We start from the raw sequence: 17,930 nt of genomic DNA on the forward strand, positions 1-17,930 counted from the left end.
TCAGGCGGTGTGGGTGTCCATAGGTTGTCGAAGCGCTTCGACACTTTCTCGAATCACCGGACTCCGAGTGTTTCTCCGGGCGGGGGAGGCTACCTCCGGGCGGGCCGGCGGCCACTGAGAGGTCGTAGCGGCCGCTGACGGGCCGTAGACGAACCGTCCCCCGGAAGGACCCCCGATGCAACACTTCGGGGCGGCTTGACACGGAGGCGTACTTCGTCGACATCGGCTGAACGGACGCGCGAAGGGTGGCTGCTTCGCGGTGGATCGGGTACATACGAACGGGTAGCACCCGTCGGTAACCGCCATGGTCCGAGGGCCCGATTCGCGGCGAGGTGAGCCTCATGTCCGCTCCATCCAGCAAACCCACCGTCACCGAGCGAGAAGCCCGGCAGGTGGCGGAGGCGGCCCGGGAACAGGACTGGCGCAAGCCCAGTTTCGCCAAGGAACTGTTCCTCGGCCGCTTCCGGCTCGACCTGATCCACCCCCACCCCCTCCCGGCCGCCGAGGACTCCCGGCGCGGCGAGGAGTTCCTCGCGAAGCTGCGCGTCTTCTGCGAGACGCAGATCGACGCCGCCCGCATCGAACGCGAGGCGCGCATCCCCGACGAGGTCATCAGCGGCCTCAAGGAGATCGGCGCCATCGGCATGAAGATCGACACCAAGTACGGCGGCCTCGGCCTCACCCAGGTGTACTACAACAAGGCGCTCGCCCTCGCGGGCTCCGCCTGCCCCGCGGTCGGCGTGCTGCTCTCCGCCCACCAGTCGATCGGCGTACCGCAGCCGCTGAAGCTGTTCGGCACGGACGAGCAGAAGGCGGAGTTCCTGCCCCGCTGCGCCCGCACCGCCATCAGCGCCTTCCTGCTCACCGAACCGGACGTCGGCTCCGACCCGGCACGCCTCGCGACCAGCGCGGTGCCCGACGGGGACTCCTACGTCCTCGACGGGGTGAAGCTCTGGACCACCAACGGCGTGATCGCCGACCTCCTGGTCGTGATGGCCCGGGTGCCGAAGAGCGAGGGCCACAAGGGCGGCATCACCGCGTTCGTCGTGGAGACCGACTCGCCCGGCATCACCGTCGAGAACCGCAACGCCTTCATGGGCCTGCGCGGCATCGAGAACGGCGTCACCCGCTTCCACCAGGTCCGGGTGCCCGCCGCCAACCGCATCGGCCCCGAGGGCGCGGGCCTCAAGATCGCCCTCACCACCCTCAACACCGGCCGCCTCTCCCTCCCCGCGTCCTGCGTCGCGGCCGGCAAGTGGTGCCTGAAGATCGCCCGCGAGTGGTCGGCGGCGCGTGAGCAGTGGGGCAGGCCGATCGCCGAGCACGAGGCGGTGGGCGCGAAGATCTCCTTCATCGCGGCGACGACCTTCGCCCTGGAGGCCGTACTCGACCTCTCCTCGCAGATGGCCGACGAGGACCGCAACGACATCCGCATCGAGGGCGCGCTCGCCAAGCTCTTCTCCTCCGAGATGGGCTGGCTGATGGCCGACGAACTGGTCCAGATCCGCGGCGGCCGGGGCTTCGAGACGGCGGAATCCCTCGCGGCCCGCGGCGAGAGGGCGGTTCCCGCCGAACAGGTCCTGCGCGACCTCCGGATCAACCGCATCTTCGAGGGCTCGACGGAGATCATGCACCTCCTCATCGCCCGCGAGGCCGTCGACGCCCACCTCAAGGTCGCCGGCGACCTCATCGACCCGGACAAGTCCCTCCAGGACAAGGCGAAGGCGGGCGCCAACGCGGGCGTCTTCTACGCCAAGTGGCTCCCGAAGCTGGTCGCGGGCAGCGGCCAACTCCCGGGCACCTACGGCGAGTTCCGCCACGATGTCGACCTCTCCCGGCATCTTCGCTACGTCGAACGCGGCGCCCGCAAACTGGCCCGCTCGACCTTCTACGCCATGTCCCGCTGGCAGGGTCGCATGGAGACCAAGCAGGGTTTCCTGGGCCGGATCGTCGACATCGGCGCGGAACTCTTCGCGATGAGCGCGGTCTGCGTACGGGCCGAACTCCTGCGCACCCAGGGCGATCACGGCCGCGAGGCCTACCAACTGGCCGACGCCTTCTGCGAACAGTCCCGCATCCGCGTCGAGGAACTCTTCGGCCGCCTGTGGACCAACACCGACGACATCGACCACAAGGTCGTCAAGGGCGTCATGGGCGGCGCGTACACGTGGCTGGAGGAAGGCATCGTCGACCCGTCCGGCGACGGACCCTGGATCGCCGACACGACCCCGGGCCCGTCCAAGGCGGACAACCTCCACCGCCCCGTCAACTAGCCCTCGTTCAGCAGTACTTGTCGCTCGGATCCCGCGTCGTCCACGAACAGGTGTCGACCTTGCTGCCGTTGGACTTCGTCAGCGTCGCCGTGTCGCTGGTGTTGTTCCAGACGTAGGCGGCACGGCCCTGGTACGTGTTCGACGCGGTGTCCGTGCCCTTGCCGGTGTGCACCTTGATGTACTTGCCGGCGCCGATCTTGATGTTCTTGAAGGTGTAGCGGTGGTTGGAGACGTCCTTCAGTACGTAGCCCTTGAGCGAGATCGCCGACCGGCTGGTGTTCTTGATCTGCACCCACTCGCCGTTCAGGCTCGTGTTGGACCGGTTGTCCGAGCCCGGGCTGTCGAACCAGACGTGGTAGATCGTGACGCCGCCGGCGGCTTCTGCCGGAGTGCTCAGCAGCGTGCCGGTGAGTATCGCGGCGCCCGCGAGCGCGGGCAGGGCAGCGCGTATCCGCATGGAGAATCCCCCCAGGATGTCGTCCACGCGCCGGTCGTCCACCGGCGCAGACCTGAAGTGTTATCACACGACCTTCACGCCGTATTCACAAAGGGGGATTTCCCTTCAATCACCGACGAGAGCCGATAAGCCACCCGCCCGAGGGAACCGCTGTCCCCCCGGCCACCCGTTGCGGCAACAATGGAGGGATGAGCGACAGTCCAGCACCCCTCGCCGACCCACATCTCGTCTACGACCCCGTCGTGGGCGACGGTCCCAAGGCCCTGGTGATCCTCGGGTCCACCGGGTCCATCGGCACCCAGGCCATCGACCTGGTGCTGCGCAACCCGGACCGCTTCCGGGTCACCGCCCTCTCCGCGAACGGCGGCCGGGTCGGGCTCCTCGCCGAGCAGGCCTACCAGCTCAGGGTGCGGACGGTCGGGGTCGCCCGCGAGGACGTCGTACCGGCACTGCGCGAGGCGCTCGCCGCGCGGTACGGCGCGGGGGAGCCGCTGCCCGAGATCCTCGCCGGTCCTGACGCGGCCACCCAACTCGCCGCCTCCGACTGCCACACCGTGCTGAACGGCATCACCGGGTCCATCGGACTCGCGCCCACCCTCGCCGCCCTGGAGGCGGGCCGCGTCCTCGCGCTCGCCAACAAGGAGTCGCTCATCGTCGGCGGCCCGCTGGTGAAGGCGCTCGCCAAGCCGGGCCAGATCATCCCGGTGGACTCCGAGCACGCGGCGCTCTTCCAGGCCCTCGCGGCCGGCACCCGCGCCGATGTGCGCAAGCTCGTCGTCACCGCGTCCGGCGGCCCCTTCCGGGGTCGTACGAAGGCGGACCTGGCGCGAGTGACCGTAGAAGAGGCACTCGCGCACCCCACCTGGGCGATGGGGCCGGTGATCACGATCAACTCGGCGACCCTGGTGAACAAGGGGCTGGAAGTGATCGAGGCGCACCTGCTGTACGACATTCCCTTCGATCGCATTGAGGTGGTCGTGCACCCGCAGTCGTATGTCCACTCGATGGTGGAATTCACGGACGGTTCGACACTCGCCCAGGCGACGCCCCCCGACATGCGCGGGCCGATCGCCATCGGGCTCGGCTGGCCCGAGCGGGTCCCGGACGCGGCGCCCGCGTTCGACTGGAGCAAGGCGTCGACGTGGGAGTTCTTCCCGCTCGACACCGACGCTTTCCCGTCGGTCGGGCTGGCCCGGCAGGTGGGACAGCTCGCGGGCACGGCTCCGGCGGTGTTCAATGCGGCGAACGAGGAGTGCGTGGAGGCGTTCCGCGCGGGCGCGCTGCCGTTCAACGGCATCATGGAGACGGTGACACGGGTGGTCGAGGAACACGGGACACCGGCCACGGGAACTTCCCTGACCGTGCCGGACGTCCTCGAAGCGGAGACCTGGGCACGCGCCCGGGCCCGCGAACTGACAGCGCAGACGACCACGGCGAACGCGGAGGCGCGTGCATGACAGCCCTGATGATGATCCTCGGCATAGTCGTCTTCGCGGTCGGCCTGCTGGTCTCGATCGCCTGGCACGAGCTGGGGCATCTGTCCACGGCGAAGCTCTTCGGCATCCGGGTGCCCCAGTACATGGTCGGCTTCGGCCCGACCATCTGGTCCAAGCGGAAGGGCGACACCGAGTACGGGTTCAAGGCCATCCCGTTCGGCGGCTACATCCGCATGATCGGCATGTTCCCGCCCGGCCCCGACGGCAGGATCGAGTCCCGCTCCACCTCGCCCTGGCGCAGCATGATCGAGGACGCCCGCTCGGCGGCCTTCGAGGAACTGGAGCCCGGCGACGAGTCCCGCCTGTTCTACACACGCAAGCCCTGGAAACGGGTCATCGTGATGTTCGCGGGCCCCTTCATGAACCTCATCCTCGCGGTGGCGCTCTTCCTCACCGTCCTGATGGGCTTCGGCATCTCGCAGCAGACCAACACGGTCAGCTCGGTCTCCGAGTGCGTCATCGCGCAGAGCCAGAACCGCGACACCTGCAAGTCGAGCGACCCCGCCTCCCCGGCCGCCGCAGCGGGCCTCAAGGCCGGGGACAAGATCGTCAGCTTCAACGGCGTGAAGACGACGGACTGGAACAAGCTCTCCGACCTGATCCGCGCCACCCCCGGCAAGACGGTCCCGATCGTCGTGGAGCGCAAGGGCCAGCCCCTCACCCTCCACGCGAAGATCGCGTCGAACCAGGTCGCCAAGAAGGACTCCAGCGGCCAGATCGTCCAGGGCCAGTACGTCACCGCCGGCTTCCTCGGCTTCAGCGCGGCCACCGGCATCGTCCGCCAGGACTTCGGCGACTCGGTCACCTGGATGGGAGACCGCATGGGCGAGGCCGTCGACTCCATCGCGGCCCTCCCCGGCAAGATCCCGGCCCTGTGGAACGCGGCCTTCGACGGCGCCCCCCGCCAGGCCGACTCCCCGATGGGCGTGGTCGGCGCGGCCCGCGTGGGCGGCGAGATCTTCACGCTCGACATCCCGCCCACCCAGCAGTTGGCCATGGCCCTGATGCTGGTGGCCGGCTTCAACCTCTCCCTGTTCCTCTTCAACATGCTCCCGCTGCTCCCGCTCGACGGCGGGCATGTCGCGGGCGCGCTGTGGGAGGCGCTGCGGCGGAACCTGGCGAAGGTGCTCAAGCGCCCGGACCCGGGCCCGTTCGACGTGGCGAAGCTGATGCCGGTCGCGTATGTGGTGGCGGGGATCTTCGTCTGCTTCACGTTGCTGGTTCTGGTGGCGGACGTGGTTAACCCAGTCAAAATCTCCTAGCCATTCGTAGTTTGTGGCGGCCCGGCATCTCTTGTGCCGGGCCGCTCTCCATTGAGTGGGTTTACGGCCGGGATGTGCTCGGGCCCGCACGGTTGACGTAATCTCGAAGCCTGGAGCCCGCTGTTCCGGGACCGGGGCCTTGATCCACGACTTGGGGTTGCACAGCAGATGACTGCGATTTCTCTCGGCATTCCGTCCGTACCGACCCGGCTCGCCGAGCGCCGCAAGAGCCGGCAGATCCAGGTCGGCACCGTGGCGGTCGGCGGCGACGCGCCGGTGTCGGTGCAGTCCATGACGACGACCCGTACGTCGGACATCGGCGCCACGCTCCAGCAGATCGCCGAGCTGACCGCGTCCGGCTGTCAGATCGTCCGCGTCGCCTGCCCCACGCAGGACGACGCCGACGCCCTCGCGACGATCGCCCGCAAGTCGCAGATCCCGGTGATCGCGGACATCCACTTCCAGCCGAAGTACGTCTTCGCGGCGATCGAGGCCGGTTGCGCGGCGGTCCGTGTGAACCCCGGCAACATCAAGCAGTTCGACGACAAGGTCAAGGAGATCGCGCGGGCCGCGAAGGACCACGGCACGCCGATCCGCATCGGCGTGAACGCGGGCTCGCTGGACGCTCGATTGCTGAAGAAGTACGGCAAGGCCACCCCGGAGGCGTTGGCCGAGTCGGCCCTCTGGGAGGCGTCCCTCTTCGAGGAGCACGGCTTCCAGGACATCAAGATCTCGGTCAAGCACAACGACCCGGTCGTGATGGTCGAGGCGTACCGCCAGCTCGCGGCCCAGTGCGACTACCCGCTCCACCTCGGCGTCACCGAGGCGGGCCCGGCCTTCCAGGGCACGATCAAGTCGGCGGTGGCTTTCGGCGCGCTGCTCTCGCAGGGCATCGGCGACACCATCCGCGTCTCGCTCTCCGCCCCGCCGGTGGAGGAGGTCAAGGTCGGCAACCAGATCCTGGAGTCCCTGAACCTCAAGCCCCGCCGCCTGGAGATCGTCTCCTGCCCGTCCTGCGGTCGCGCGCAGGTCGACGTGTACAAGCTGGCCGAGGAGGTCACGGCGGGCCTTGAGGGCATGGAGGTCCCGCTGCGGGTCGCGGTCATGGGCTGTGTCGTCAACGGTCCCGGCGAGGCCCGCGAGGCCGACCTCGGCGTCGCCTCCGGCAACGGCAAGGGGCAGATCTTCGTCAAGGGCGAGGTCATCAAGACGGTGCCCGAGTCGAAGATCGTGGAGACGCTGATCGAGGAGGCGATGAAGATCGCCGAGCAGATGGAGGCGGATGGTGTCGCCTCCGGCGAACCCACGGTGGCCGTCGCCGGCTGAGGGACGAGGGTAGTTGGGAAAGTGTGACACTTTCGGTGAAAGTGTCACACTTTTTTATGTGGCTACGTCGGCCCAGACGGATTTGCCGGGAGCGCGCGCCACGACACCCCAGCGGGACGAGAGCGCCTCGACCAGCAGCAGCCCCCGCCCGGACTCACAGTCCCCCTCGCCCTGCCCCATCGGCTCGGGCAGCCGCTCCCCTCGCGTGTCACTGACCAACAGACGCAGGGTGTACACGTTCCGGGCGCCCCCGCCTCGACAAGACTCAGGTGAAATTCCCGCCCAGGCACATGCCCGTGCCGCACGGCGTTGGCGACCAACTCGGCCGCGATCAGCGTGACCGTCTCGTTGACGGCGTCGCCGTACGGGTAACCCCAGTCGTGCAACCGATGCGAGACCAGCCGTCTGGCCAGCCGCGCCCCGCGTGGGGTGGACGTGAACCGCATGGTGAACTCGTGCAGGGGAACCGGGAGTTGTGGCATATGCCGGTCCAGGGGAGTCGGTGACTTCATGCCACCACGGTCCCGTGGCGTGCGTAGCGTTGAACAGCGGCGACGCGGTGACCGTCACGCGCTGTACGCGTACGGCAGCCAGTTGTACGCGTTTGCGCCGTGACCGGTGGTGGGTCGAGGGCAATGAGGTGTGCATGAGCGAAGAAGCAGCGGAAGCTGAAGCGGATGTGCCGGAGGCGGGGTCGGGGGTACTGCACGTCTTCGGGCGGCAGTTGAAGCGGTTCCGGGTACGGGCGGGGATGGAGCGGGCGCAACTCGGGGCGCGCACCGGGTATTCGGCGTCGACCATCGCTTCGTACGAGCAGGGGAGGCGGATTCCGTCCGGGAGGTTCATCGCGAAGGCTGATGAAGTGCTGGGTGCGGAGGGGGTGTTGGCCGAGTTCATCGAGGAGATGGAGAGGGCTCAGTATCCGGCGTTCTTCCAGGACGCGGCGGCGCTGGAGAAGAAGGCGGTCGCTTTGCACGTGTTCGCCACGAAGGCAATCCCGGGCCTCCTTCAGACAGAGGACTACGCACTCGCGGTGCTCAGGATGTGGCGTCCCCTCCTGGACGACGACACTGTTCAGAAGCGTGTCGCGGGCCGTCTGGCCCGGCAGGACGTATTTGCCAAGCGCGTGTTCCCGACCATCAGTTTCGTGATCGAGGAGCACCTTCTGCACCGCCCACTGGGCGGACAGGCAGTTATGCGTGGTCAGTTGGAGCAGATCCTGCTGCACGGGCAACGCCGTAACGTCGAGATCCAGGTGATGCCGACGGCTCGCGAGGCGCACGCTGGACTTGAAAGCCCGTTCACCTTGATCGAAACGAACGAAGGGCGCAGGATCGCCTATGTCGAGGCATACAAGAGCAGCCGCCTCTACACGGACCGTCAGACGGTCAGGGAGTTGGAGGAGCAGTACAGCATCCTGCGCGCCCAAGCCCTGACACCGAGCGAATCACTGGCCCTCGTAGAGAACTTGCTGGGAGAGACATGAACGTCGAAGAGTCGTCCGAGCTGACGTGGTTCAAGAGCAGCTACAGCACAGGCTCCGGCGGCGAATGCGTGGAGGTCGCTCTCGCCTGGCACAAGTCCAGCTACAGCCAGGGCGATGGCGGGCAGTGCGTAGAGATCGCCGCCTGCCCCACCACGATCCACGTACGGGATTCCAAGCACCTTCCCGAGCACGGCGGAGCCACCCTCACCCTGGCCCCCGCCAGCTGGGATGCCTTCCTCGGGTTCGCCGCCCGGGGGTGACGCGAGTCGTTGGCCCTCGTAGAGAAACTGCTGGGAGAGACATGAACGTCGATGTAGCGTCTGAGCTGGTGTGGTTCAAGAGCACCTACAGCGACGGCGAGGGCGGCCAGTGCCTCGAAGTCGCCCTCACCTGGCACAAGTCCAGCTACAGCCAGGGCGATGGCGGGCAGCGCGTAGAGATCGCCACCTGCCCCACCACCATCCACGTACGGGATTCCAAGCACCTCCCCGAGCACGGCGGAGCCACCCTCACCCTGGCCCCCGCCAGCTGGGACGCGTTCGTCGGGTTCGCTGCCCGGGGGTGACGCGGGGGCGCTGCCTGCCTCTGCCGGGTAAGGTGCAGAGATCCGCAGAACCCAGGGTGAGGCTCCTGACCGTGTTGACGCAGACCACCTCTCGGGTGCTCGAACCGAGCGACCTGGACGCCGCGCTCGCCGTGCTCGACCGCGAGCCGGTCACGAACGCCTTCGTGACCTCGCGGGTGCAGGTCGCGGGCCTCGACCCCTGGCGGCTCGGCGGCGAGATGTGGGGCTGGTACGAGGACGGCATGCTGACGTCCCTCTGCTACGCGGGCGCCAACCTCGTCCCGATCTGCGCCACCCCGAGAGCCGTCCGCGCCTTCGCCGACCGCGCCCGCAGGGCCGGCCGCCGCTGCTCCTCGATCGTCGGCCCGGCCGAGGCGACGGCCCAGCTCTGGCGCCTCCTCGAACCGAGCTGGGGCCCGGCCCGCGACGTCCGCGCCCGCCAGCCCCTCATGGTCGCCGACCGCATGCCCACCGACATCGCCCCCGACCCGTACGTCCGCCGTATCCGCAAGGACGAGATCGACACGATCATGCCGGCGTGCGTGGCGATGTTCACCGAGGAGGTCGGGGTCTCCCCGCTGGCCGGCGACGGCGGCCTCCTCTACCAGGCCCGAGTCGCCGAACTCGTAGGCGCAGGGCGCTCGTTCGCCCGCCTCGACGAGTACGGCAAGGTCGTCTTCAAGGCGGAGATCGGCGCCGCGACACCCAAGGCCTGCCAGATCCAGGGCGTGTGGGTGGCCCCCGAGTACCGGGGGAGGGGCGTGGCGGCCCCCGCGATGGCATCGGTACTGCGCTACGCGCTCGCGGACGTCTCCCCGATGGTCAGCCTCTACGTGAACGACTTCAACACCCCGGCGCGACGGGCGTACCTGAGGGTCGGCTTCCAAGAGGTCGGCGCCTTCATGAGCATCCTGTTCTGAAACGCGCCAAGGGCGAACCCCCAAGGGGCCCGGGCTGTGACATGTGCGGCTCCGCCGCGTGGGCGCGCTCAGCCACATACAACCCGCACTCGAACGACAACCGTCACCCCCCTGTACTCTCCCCACATGCGATTTCCCGGTCACGGTCACCGCCACCCCGAAGACGTCGTGATCGGCCCCCTGGACCTCTCGGCCCACGTTGACGAAGCCCTCGCCGTACAGGCCCTCGCATTCGGCCTGGGCCAGGACGAGGTAGCGGTACGACGCCAGATCGTCCTGCGTCACATGACCTACCCCGGCGCCCGCGCCCTCGGCGCCACCACCGAGGGCCGACTGGTCGGTTTCGTCTACGGCATGCCCAACAACCGCACCCACTGGTGGTCCACAGTCGTGGAGCCGTACCTCCGAGCCCAGGACCACGACGACTGGCTCGACCACTCCTTCGTGATCACCGAGCTGCACGTCCACCCGCACTACCAGAACCGAGGCGCCGGCCGTTCCCTGATCACCACCATCACGGACGCCGCCACCGAACCCCGCTCGATCCTCTCCGCGATCGACACCGACAGCCCGGCCCGCGGCCTGTACCGCTCCCTCGGCTACGAGGACCTCGCCCGCCAGGTCCTGTTCCCGAGTGCCCCCAAGCCGTACGCGGTCATGGGCGCCCCCTTGCCACTCCGCCGCCGCTAACCGATTTCCACCGGCACAGCACGCACGGCTAACCTCCTAGCCATCACCCTTTCCCGGCAGGAGTACAGGAACCATGGCGAACGCACCGGTCCAGCGCATGTCCCAGTTGATGGCGAAGACGCTGCGCGACGACCCGGCGGACGCCGAGGTCCTCAGTCACAAGCTGCTCGTGCGGGCCGGCTACGTCCGCCGTACCGCGGCCGGCATCTGGTCCTGGCTGCCCCTCGGCAAGAAGGTCCTCTCCAACGTCGAGCGGATCGTGCGTGAGGAGATGGACGCGATCGGCGCCCAGGAGGTGCTGCTCCCCGCGATCCTGCCCCGCGAGCCGTACGAGGCGACCGGCCGCTGGGACGAGTACGGCCCCGAGCTGTTCCGCCTCAAGGACCGCAAGGGCGGCGACTACCTCCTCGGCCCCACCCACGAGGAGATCTTCACGCTGATCGTGAAGGACCAGGCGTCCTCCTACAAGGACCTGCCGGTCATCCTCTACCAGATCCAGAACAAGTACCGCGACGAGGCCCGCCCGCGGGCCGGCGTGCTCCGCGGCCGTGAGTTCCTGATGAAGGACTCGTACTCCTTCGACACCGAGGACGAGGGTCTCGCCCACTCCTACGCCCTGCACCGCGAGGCCTACCAGAAGGTGTTCGCGCGCCTGGGCCTCGACTACCGCATCTGCGCCGCGACCGCGGGCGCGATGGGCGGCTCCAAGTCGGAGGAGTTCCTCGCCCCGGCCGAGGCCGGCGAGGACACCTTCGCGGACTGCCCGAACTGCGACTTCGCCGCCAACACCGAAGCGATCACCTACGAGTTGAAGCCCGTGGACGCCACCGGCGTACCCGCGCTCGAAGAGATCCCGACCCCCGACACCCCGACCATCGAGACCCTCGCCGCCCACCTCGGCGTAGAGGCCTCCGCCACGCTGAAGAACCTCCTCGTGAAGGTCGACGGCGAGATCGTGGCCGTAGGAGTCCCCGGCGACCGCGAGGTCGACCTCGGCAAGGTCGAGGCCCATTTCGCCCCCGCGGCGGTCGAGTTGGTGACGGCGGAGGACTTCACCGGCCGTCCCGACCTGGTGCGTGGCTACGTCGGTCCGCAGGGCCTCGGCGAGAAGGTCACGTACATCGCCGACCCGCGCGTGGCCCCCGGCACTTCGTGGATCACGGGCGCCAACAAGGCGGGCACGCACGCCAAGAACGTCGTCGCGGGCCGTGACTTCGAGGTCGGCGAGTACGTCGACGTCGTGGTCGTGCAGGAGGGCGACCCCTGCCCCAAGTGCGGCACCGGCCTCAAGCTGGACCGCGCGATCGAGATCGGCCACATCTTCCAGCTCGGCCGCAAGTACGCCGACGCGCTCAAGCTCGACGTCCTCGGCCAGCACGGCAAGCCCGTCCGCGTGACCATGGGCTCCTACGGCATCGGCGTCTCCCGCGCCGTCGCCGCCCTCGCCGAGCAGACCGCCGACGACAAGGGCCTGTGCTGGCCCGCCGAGGTCGCCCCGGCCGACGTGCACGTCGTAGCCGCGGGCAAGGCCCTCCAGATCGAACTCGCCCTGGACGTTTCGGAGAAGCTGCGCGCGGCCGGTCTGCGCGTCCTGGTCGACGACCGCGCCGGGGTCTCCCCGGGCGTGAAGTTCACCGACTCGGAGCTGATCGGCGTACCGAAGATCCTGGTCGCGGGCCGCCGCTCCGCCGAGGGTGTCCTGGAACTGAAGGACCGCAGGACCGGCGAGCGCGAGGAACTGACGGTCGACGAGGCGATCGCCCGCCTCACCGCGTAAGCGGCGATCAACAAAGAAGGGGCTTGTTGAAGCCTCAAGCAATTTAAGACTCCTCTCAGGGAGTTCTGGTGAGGCGTATGGGCGCCTCACAGATTTCTCTCAGGCTGGTCCCCGACCGTAGGACGTGACAGAGCGTCACTGCGGAGGGGAACGGTCATGACAGTCAAGGAGCGTGGGGCCGCTACGGCGGTCCGCAGAGGAAAGCGGCGCATCGCGGCCGCCACGGCGGCGATCACGCTGGCCGCGGCGGCCGGGGTGTTCGCCCTGGTCGGCACGATGCAGTCGGACGCGGAGGCGGACACGGCGGCGGGCAGTACCGGCACGAACAGTTCGTCGTCGTCCTCGACACCTTCGCCGTCCGCCTCCTCCAACACCTCGTCCACATCGGACAGTTCGACCTCGTCGTCGTCTTCATCCTCCTCATCTTCATCCTCCTCACCTTCGTCTTCGTCTTCGTCGTCGGACCTCCAGTCGTCCTCGTCCGGCGTGACGTCGTCCTCCGGCAGCTCCACCGACTCCACGTCGGGAGCGTCGTGATGAGCACACGTACGAGTGCCGCGCCTCTGCGCACGACCGCCGCCGCCGACTGGCGTGCCCTCGGGACCGGCGTCCGGCTGGTCGTCACCGACCCGGCCCTGCTGGACTCCTGCAACCTGCTCCTCGCCCGGTACCTCGCCGAGGTCGACGCGGCCTGCAGCAGGTTCCGTACCGACTCCGAACTGGCCGCGCTGGACGCCGCGTCGGGCCGCCCGGTCACCGTCAGCCCGCTGCTCGCGGAGGCGTTGGCGGTCGCGCTGCGCGCCGCCGAGGCGACGGACGGCGCGGTCGACCCGACGGTCGGCTCGGCCATGAACGCCATCGGCTACGACCGCGACTTCACCCTCGTCCAGGAGGACGACCGCCCGATCCGGCTCACCGTGAAGCGCGCCCCCGGCTGGCGCACGATCGGCCTGGACCGTACGACGGGCACGGTCACCGTCCCGGCCGGCGTCCGCCTGGACCTCGGCGCCACGGCGAAGGCCTGGGCCGCCGACAAGGCCGCCGCGATGCTCGCCCAAGTGGCGGGCTGCGGAGTCCTGGTGAGCCTCGGCGGCGACACGGCCGTGGCGGGGGAGCCCCCGGCCGGCGGCTGGAACATCCGCGTCCAGGACGTCACCGGTTCCGTCGACGAGACGCCCGCGCACGGTACGTACGCCACGATCGGCCTGCGCTCCGGCGGCCTCGCCACCTCGGGCACGGCGGCCCGCCGCTGGCGCCGGGGCGGCTACGAGCTGCACCACATCGTCGACCCGCGCACCGGCCTCCCGGTCCGCAGCCCCTGGCGCACGGTCTCGGTCGCCGCCGCGACGAGCGCCGACGCCAACGCGGCGAGCACGGCGTGCCTGGTCAAGGGGGCAGGCGCGGAACGCTGGTTGACGCGCCTGGGCCTCCCCGCACGCCTGGTGGCACAGGACGGCACGGTCGTCACGACCCCGGGCTGGCCCACTTCTCCGGCGGTCGCCGCATGAGCTCCGAGATCCTCTGGTACGCCAACCGTGCCACCGGCGCCGTCTGCCTGGTCCTGTTCACCGTGGTCGTCCTGCTCGGCATCGCGGTCCGCCTGCGCACCCGGCTCCCCGGCCTGCCCCGCTTCGGCACGGTGAACCTGCACCGCACCCTCTCCCTCTCCGCGACCGCCTTCCTGGCCCTGCACATAGCGATGGCGGTGATCGACGGATACGTGAACATCACCGTCGTGGACGCGGTCGTCCCTTTCGTCTCCGCCTACGAACCCTTCTGGCTCGGCCTCGGCACGGTCGCCTTCGACCTGATGCTCGCGGTCCTGGTCACCAGCCTCCTCAGGGAACGCATCGGCCACCGCACCTGGCGGGCGCTCCACTGGCTCGCGTACGCCTCCTGGCCGGTCGCCCTGATCCACGGCATCGGCATCGGCACGGACACCGGTACCGACTGGATGACCTGGCTGACCGTGTCCTGCGTGGCCGTCGTGGTAGCCGCCTTCGGCATCCGCCTGGCCCACTCCGCCCGCGAGTCCCGCCGCACCCCCGCAGCCCTGCTCCGCACAACCGAAGGAGCCCGCTCATGACCACCACGACGTTCACCGACATCTACATGTCCCCCCGCCTCCTCGCCCCCGGCGGCACCGCGGCCGACCTCTCCACCCACGAACTCCGCTACGGCCCGCTGGCGTACGGAGATCCCGACACCCTCCTGAGAACGGTCGCCGAATCCGGCCTCACCGGCCGCGGAGGCGCCGCGTTCCCGACGTACCGCAAACTCGTCGCGGTGGCCGACGCGGGCCGCCGCACGGGCCGGGCCCCCGTGGTCGTGGCGAACGGCGCGGAGGGCGAACCGGCCAGCCGAAAAGACAAGACGCTCCTGCGCCTCTCTCCCCATCTGGTCCTGGACGGGCTGCAGTTGGCGGCGCGGGCGGTGGGCGCGGGGGAGGTCCACCTGGCGGTGGAGGACGGCGCGTCGTACCTGGAATCGGCCCTGGCCCAACGCAAGGACCCGCTCCCCGTACAGGTCGTCCGCCTGCCCAAACGCTTCCTGTCCGGCCAGGCGTCGGCGCTGGCGCAATACGTCTCCGGCAATGCCCCGTTGCCCCGCCACCAACGCCCCCCGGTCCGCGAACGAGGGGTGCGCAAGGCCCCCACCCTCATCCAGAACGTGGAAACCCTGGCCCACCTGGCCCTGGTCGCCCGCTACGGCGCCGACTGGTTCCGCAGCGCCGGGACGCCCGCCCAGCCGGGCAGCACCCTGTGCACCCTGCACGTGCCGGGCCGCGAAGTCCGGGTGGTGGAAGCCCCGTTCGGCCTCCCCCTGAACCGACTCCTGCCCCTGGGCGGAATGTCCGCGGTACTGGTGGGCGGCTACCACGGCACCTGGATCCGGGCGACCGAAGCAGCCCAACGCACCCTGCACGCAGGCGACTTGGGAGCCGGCGTCCTAGCCGCACTCCCCGCGGACCGCTGCGGCGTAACCGAAACCGCCCGTGTTCTCCGCTACTTGGCCCTGCAGTCGGCCGGCCAGTGCGGCCCCTGCCTCAACGGCCTCCCACGCATCGCCTCCGCCTTCCAGACCCTGGCCACCCCCGGCCCCCAGGCCAACACCCGCCAGGACGTGTCCCGTTGGTCCGGCCTGGTAGAGGGGCGGGGTGCCTGCCACCACCCCGACGGCACGGTCCGCCTGGTCCGCAGCGCGCTGACGACATTCGCCCCTGAACTGGACGCCCACGCAAGGGGTTTGTGCACGGCAACCGACCCCACCCCCTTGCTCCCGATCCCGAACGAGGCCCACTGACCATGGACCAGAAGACGCACCAGAAGATCGACATCGACTGGACGGCGTGCCAGGGACATGGCCTGTGCGCGGAACTCCTCCCGGACCACATCACCCTGGACGAGTGGGGCTACCCCTTGGTGGATGGAGCCCCAATCCCGCCCCGCGCGACAAAGAGGGCTCGCCGAGCGGCCTCCGACTGCCCCGTCCTGGCGCTGAAACTCACGACCAGGGCAACTCCTTGAGGGGCGCGGGGCTGTATCGATTTGCGGCTCCGCCGCGTGGGCGCGCCCAGCCCCCACGCACCCGCAGAGAACACACGACCTATAGCCACCCAGCAAATTCCAGCAACAACTCAGCATCCCGGGGCCGCCCCACCCGAAGCGCCCGCACTCCAGACTCAACCGCCCGAAACAACGTCCACCCCCGCAACCGCTCCTGATCCACATCCAACGACTCGGCAAGTCGCTTAATCCGCCGCCGAGTTGTGGACGCCCCCGAGGGCGTGGCGATCAGATCCTCCACCCGATCGCGAACCAACCGAGCCAGATCGAACGCACACTCACCCACGACCGGATCCGGCCCCACGGCAAGCCACGGCACCCGCTCAGCCGCAAGCACCTTGCTCTGCCGAAACGTCCCGTGCAGCAACCGAACCTCAGGCGGCGCAGCCAACAAGGCCTCCCGGGCCTCCAACGCCGCCGAGACCAACGAGGCAACCTCCGCCCCACCGCTGCTGCCGCCGCCGCTGTCCCGCATGACCCGAGCCTGCCGCCCCGTCCGCTCGGCCACCGTCTCAAACGCATGATCACCGGGCGGCTCCACCCACAACCGCCGCAACGTCCCCGCCGCTTCCAGCAGGGCCTTCGCCTCCGGCAACGACCGCACCGACACATCAGGATGCAACCGCTCCAGCACCAGCACACCCTCGGCGGCGAACGGCTCGACCAGCTGCACGGCACCCAGTCCGCCCCACCTGGCAAGCGCGGCCCGCTCGCTCTCCGGGCGGGCCCGACGCGGGGCCAGCTTCAGCACGGCCGGGGTCCCGTCAGCCCGCCGTACCAGCACAACCAGACTGCTGCGCCCGCCGGGAACCTGCACCCGCTCCACAGTCAACTCGCGTAGATCAACGGCCTGTTGAGCCACCTCGGGCAGCTTCTCCAACCAGTCGTCACCGCTCGGTGCCGTCTCCCCGAGCGCCCTCACCAGACGCCGCGGCGGTTCGAAAGCCATGCGCGAGTTGTTCCCTTCCTACGGTCCTGCGGTCTTGCGTCCCGGTGCGGATCACGCCGTGGGTGTCGCCGAGGCCGTAGGGGTCGCGGCCCGCTCGGCGAGACCAGGGAAGGGTACGCTCCCGCCGCGCCAGCGCACCGCGCGGACCGCCGCTTCCCGCAGCGCCTCCGTGGCCGTACCGCGTACCCCGTCCGTCGAGGCCCGCACGAGGTCGGAGTAGACCCCGGCCACGCGGTCCTCCAGCTCCGCGGCGAGCTGGACGGCCGCCGCCGAGTCCGGTACCGGGAACGGCAGCGCGTACGCGGCGGACGCGGCCACGGGCTTGCCGCCCAGGTCCCGCACCTCGCGCACCAGCGCGTCACGCCGGGCGCGGTGCGCGTCGTAGGCCGTCTTGGCCTCCTGGCGCCGGCCCTCGCGGATACGGCCGCCGACGACGCCGTAGCCGTACACCGCAGCGTGCTCGGCGGCCAACGCGGCCTGCAGCGCGGTCAGTTCCGCGGCCTTCTCCTCGCTGTTCACTTGGCACCCTCCGTCAGCAGATACGCGTGCGCGGCCCCCGCGGCGGCCACCGAGGCCAGCAGCCGGGCCAGTTCGCCGGGAAGATCGAGCAGCGCCCTGGCCCGCCGGTCGGCGAGGGCCCGCTCGGCGGTGGCCAGATCGGCCAGGGCGTCGCCAGGGGTCGCCGCGACGGGGGCGGACGACGCGGACGCCGATGCCGACGGCGACGGCGAGGAAGAGGCCGTAGAGCCACCGCGGCTGCTTCCGGCTCCGAAGGCCGCCGCGTGGCGTACGACCTCCGCGCGCAGCGGGTCCAGGCGGTCCGCCAGCGTCGGGTGCGCGGCGAGTACCGCGTCGTAGCGCTGGAGGAGGGTCTCGCTGTCGGTGGCCGCACGCGCGCGTGCGTGTTCGGCGGCGGACTCGCTGCCGCCCGTGGTCCCGGAGCCGTCCCCGTCGGTGGAGCAGCCCACCAGGAGGGCGGCTCCGGCGGCCGAGGCGAGCAGGCTCCTTCTACGCGGTCCCGGAAGGGTGCGCGGAGGTGGGGGGAACGGCACGGCAGATCGTCCTCGGGGGCTCGTACGAACGAAAAGGCGGGCGAAAAGACGGGAAGGGCGGCACGCCCGTGATCACGGTACCCGCGCGTATGCCTGACGGCAGTCACCGGC

20 protein-coding genes are annotated in these 17,930 nt (G+C 69.7%); 14 read left to right on the plus strand and 6 right to left on the minus strand.

The annotated features are described in order from the left end of the window. Window positions 1–341: 341 nt before the first annotated feature. Window positions 342–2,273, plus strand: coding sequence for an acyl-CoA dehydrogenase family protein (locus tag OG407_RS36440; RefSeq protein ID WP_403587642.1), 1,932 nt, complete (start codon window positions 342–344; stop codon window positions 2,271–2,273). 7 nt (window positions 2,274–2,280) lie between these two features. Here OG407_RS36440 and OG407_RS36445 read toward each other — a convergent pair whose 3' ends face one another. Further along, window positions 2,281–2,730, minus strand: coding sequence for a lamin tail domain-containing protein (locus tag OG407_RS36445; RefSeq protein WP_328678260.1), 450 nt, complete (start codon window positions 2,728–2,730; stop codon window positions 2,281–2,283). Between the two features lie 188 nt (window positions 2,731–2,918). Between OG407_RS36445 and dxr the strand changes: the two genes are divergently transcribed. The 3 genes from dxr to ispG all read left to right on the plus strand — a co-directional run bounded on the left by dxr (window position 2,919) and on the right by ispG (window position 6,814). Then, complete coding sequence (gene dxr / locus OG407_RS36450) at window positions 2,919–4,187, plus strand: 1-deoxy-D-xylulose-5-phosphate reductoisomerase (RefSeq protein WP_405863830.1); 1,269 nt, start codon at window positions 2,919–2,921, stop codon at window positions 4,185–4,187. An 8-nt stretch (window positions 4,188–4,195) separates the two neighbouring features. Next, a complete protein-coding gene (locus tag OG407_RS36455) occupies window positions 4,196–5,488 on the plus strand; it encodes a M50 family metallopeptidase (protein WP_405868811.1) in 1,293 nt (430 codons plus the stop codon). Between the two features lie 168 nt (window positions 5,489–5,656). Further along, the gene (gene ispG, locus OG407_RS36460) at window positions 5,657–6,814 is read left to right on the plus strand and encodes a flavodoxin-dependent (E)-4-hydroxy-3-methylbut-2-enyl-diphosphate synthase (protein ID WP_033284935.1); all 1,158 of its coding nucleotides are present in this window, start codon (window positions 5,657–5,659) and stop codon (window positions 6,812–6,814) included. 54 nt (window positions 6,815–6,868) lie between these two features. Here ispG and OG407_RS36465 read toward each other — a convergent pair whose 3' ends face one another. Continuing rightward, a complete protein-coding gene (locus OG407_RS36465) occupies window positions 6,869–7,033 on the minus strand; it encodes an ATP-binding protein (RefSeq protein ID WP_405863832.1) in 165 nt (54 codons plus the stop codon). A gap of 427 nt (window positions 7,034–7,460) precedes the next feature. Between OG407_RS36465 and OG407_RS36470 the strand changes: the two genes are divergently transcribed. From OG407_RS36470 to OG407_RS36495, 6 genes are all read left to right on the plus strand, one after another. After that, window positions 7,461–8,300 (plus strand): helix-turn-helix domain-containing protein, encoded by an 840-nt coding sequence (locus OG407_RS36470; protein ID WP_405863834.1) that lies wholly within the window; start codon window positions 7,461–7,463, stop codon window positions 8,298–8,300. Next, window positions 8,297–8,560 (plus strand): DUF397 domain-containing protein, encoded by a 264-nt coding sequence (locus OG407_RS36475; RefSeq protein WP_405863836.1) that lies wholly within the window; start codon window positions 8,297–8,299, stop codon window positions 8,558–8,560. Before OG407_RS36470 ends, OG407_RS36475 begins: the two co-directional genes overlap by 4 nt. A gap of 41 nt (window positions 8,561–8,601) precedes the next feature. Continuing rightward, entirely contained in the window at window positions 8,602–8,865 is a 264-nt protein-coding gene (locus OG407_RS36480) for a DUF397 domain-containing protein (RefSeq protein WP_405863838.1), read from the plus strand. A 71-nt stretch (window positions 8,866–8,936) separates the two neighbouring features. Continuing rightward, a complete protein-coding gene (locus OG407_RS36485) occupies window positions 8,937–9,785 on the plus strand; it encodes a GNAT family N-acetyltransferase (RefSeq protein ID WP_405863840.1) in 849 nt (282 codons plus the stop codon). Window positions 9,786–9,911: 126 nt separating this feature from the next. Beyond that, on the plus strand, window positions 9,912–10,475 hold the full coding sequence (locus OG407_RS36490) for a GNAT family N-acetyltransferase (RefSeq protein WP_403587660.1): 564 nt from the start codon (window positions 9,912–9,914) through the stop codon (window positions 10,473–10,475). A gap of 73 nt (window positions 10,476–10,548) precedes the next feature. Further along, complete coding sequence (locus OG407_RS36495) at window positions 10,549–12,252, plus strand: proline--tRNA ligase (protein WP_405863842.1); 1,704 nt, start codon at window positions 10,549–10,551, stop codon at window positions 12,250–12,252. A gap of 86 nt (window positions 12,253–12,338) precedes the next feature. On the opposite strand, the gene OG407_RS36500 is transcribed toward OG407_RS36495, so the two are convergent. Next, the gene (locus tag OG407_RS36500) at window positions 12,339–12,764 is read right to left on the minus strand and encodes a hypothetical protein (protein WP_405863844.1); all 426 of its coding nucleotides are present in this window, start codon (window positions 12,762–12,764) and stop codon (window positions 12,339–12,341) included. Window positions 12,765–12,788: 24 nt separating this feature from the next. On the opposite strand from OG407_RS36500, the gene OG407_RS36505 reads away from it, so the two are divergent. The 4 genes from OG407_RS36505 to OG407_RS36520 are packed head-to-tail and all read left to right on the plus strand — an operon-like array spanning window position 12,789 to window position 15,779. Beyond that, window positions 12,789–13,760 (plus strand): FAD:protein FMN transferase, encoded by a 972-nt coding sequence (locus tag OG407_RS36505; RefSeq protein WP_405863846.1) that lies wholly within the window; start codon window positions 12,789–12,791, stop codon window positions 13,758–13,760. After that, window positions 13,757–14,338, plus strand: a complete 582-nt coding sequence (locus tag OG407_RS36510) for a ferric reductase-like transmembrane domain-containing protein (RefSeq protein ID WP_405863848.1) — start codon at window positions 13,757–13,759, stop codon at window positions 14,336–14,338. Before OG407_RS36505 ends, OG407_RS36510 begins: the two co-directional genes overlap by 4 nt. Further along, window positions 14,335–15,555 carry an NADH-ubiquinone oxidoreductase-F iron-sulfur binding region domain-containing protein gene (locus OG407_RS36515; protein ID WP_405863850.1) on the plus strand — a complete coding sequence of 407 codons (1,221 nt, stop codon included), beginning with the start codon at window positions 14,335–14,337 and terminating at the stop codon, window positions 15,553–15,555. Before OG407_RS36510 ends, OG407_RS36515 begins: the two co-directional genes overlap by 4 nt. A 2-nt stretch (window positions 15,556–15,557) precedes the next feature. Continuing rightward, window positions 15,558–15,779, plus strand: a complete 222-nt coding sequence (locus tag OG407_RS36520; protein WP_405863852.1) for a ferredoxin — start codon at window positions 15,558–15,560, stop codon at window positions 15,777–15,779. A 79-nt stretch (window positions 15,780–15,858) separates the two neighbouring features. Here OG407_RS36520 and OG407_RS36525 read toward each other — a convergent pair whose 3' ends face one another. Genes OG407_RS36525 through OG407_RS36535 form a run of 3 tightly spaced genes read right to left on the minus strand, consistent with a single transcriptional unit; the run spans window position 15,859 to window position 17,819 of the window. Continuing rightward, a complete protein-coding gene (locus tag OG407_RS36525) occupies window positions 15,859–16,767 on the minus strand; it encodes an aminoglycoside phosphotransferase family protein (protein WP_405863854.1) in 909 nt (302 codons plus the stop codon). A 51-nt stretch (window positions 16,768–16,818) separates the two neighbouring features. Beyond that, complete coding sequence (locus tag OG407_RS36530; RefSeq protein WP_405863856.1) at window positions 16,819–17,286, minus strand: ferritin-like domain-containing protein; 468 nt, start codon at window positions 17,284–17,286, stop codon at window positions 16,819–16,821. Then, window positions 17,283–17,819, minus strand: coding sequence for a hypothetical protein (locus OG407_RS36535; protein WP_405863858.1), 537 nt, complete (start codon window positions 17,817–17,819; stop codon window positions 17,283–17,285). Before OG407_RS36535 ends, OG407_RS36530 begins: the two co-directional genes overlap by 4 nt. Window positions 17,820–17,930 lie beyond the last annotated feature (111 nt).

Source organism: Streptomyces sp. NBC_01515 (assembly GCF_045040345.1).
GTDB lineage: Bacteria > Actinomycetota > Actinomycetes > Streptomycetales > Streptomycetaceae > Streptomyces.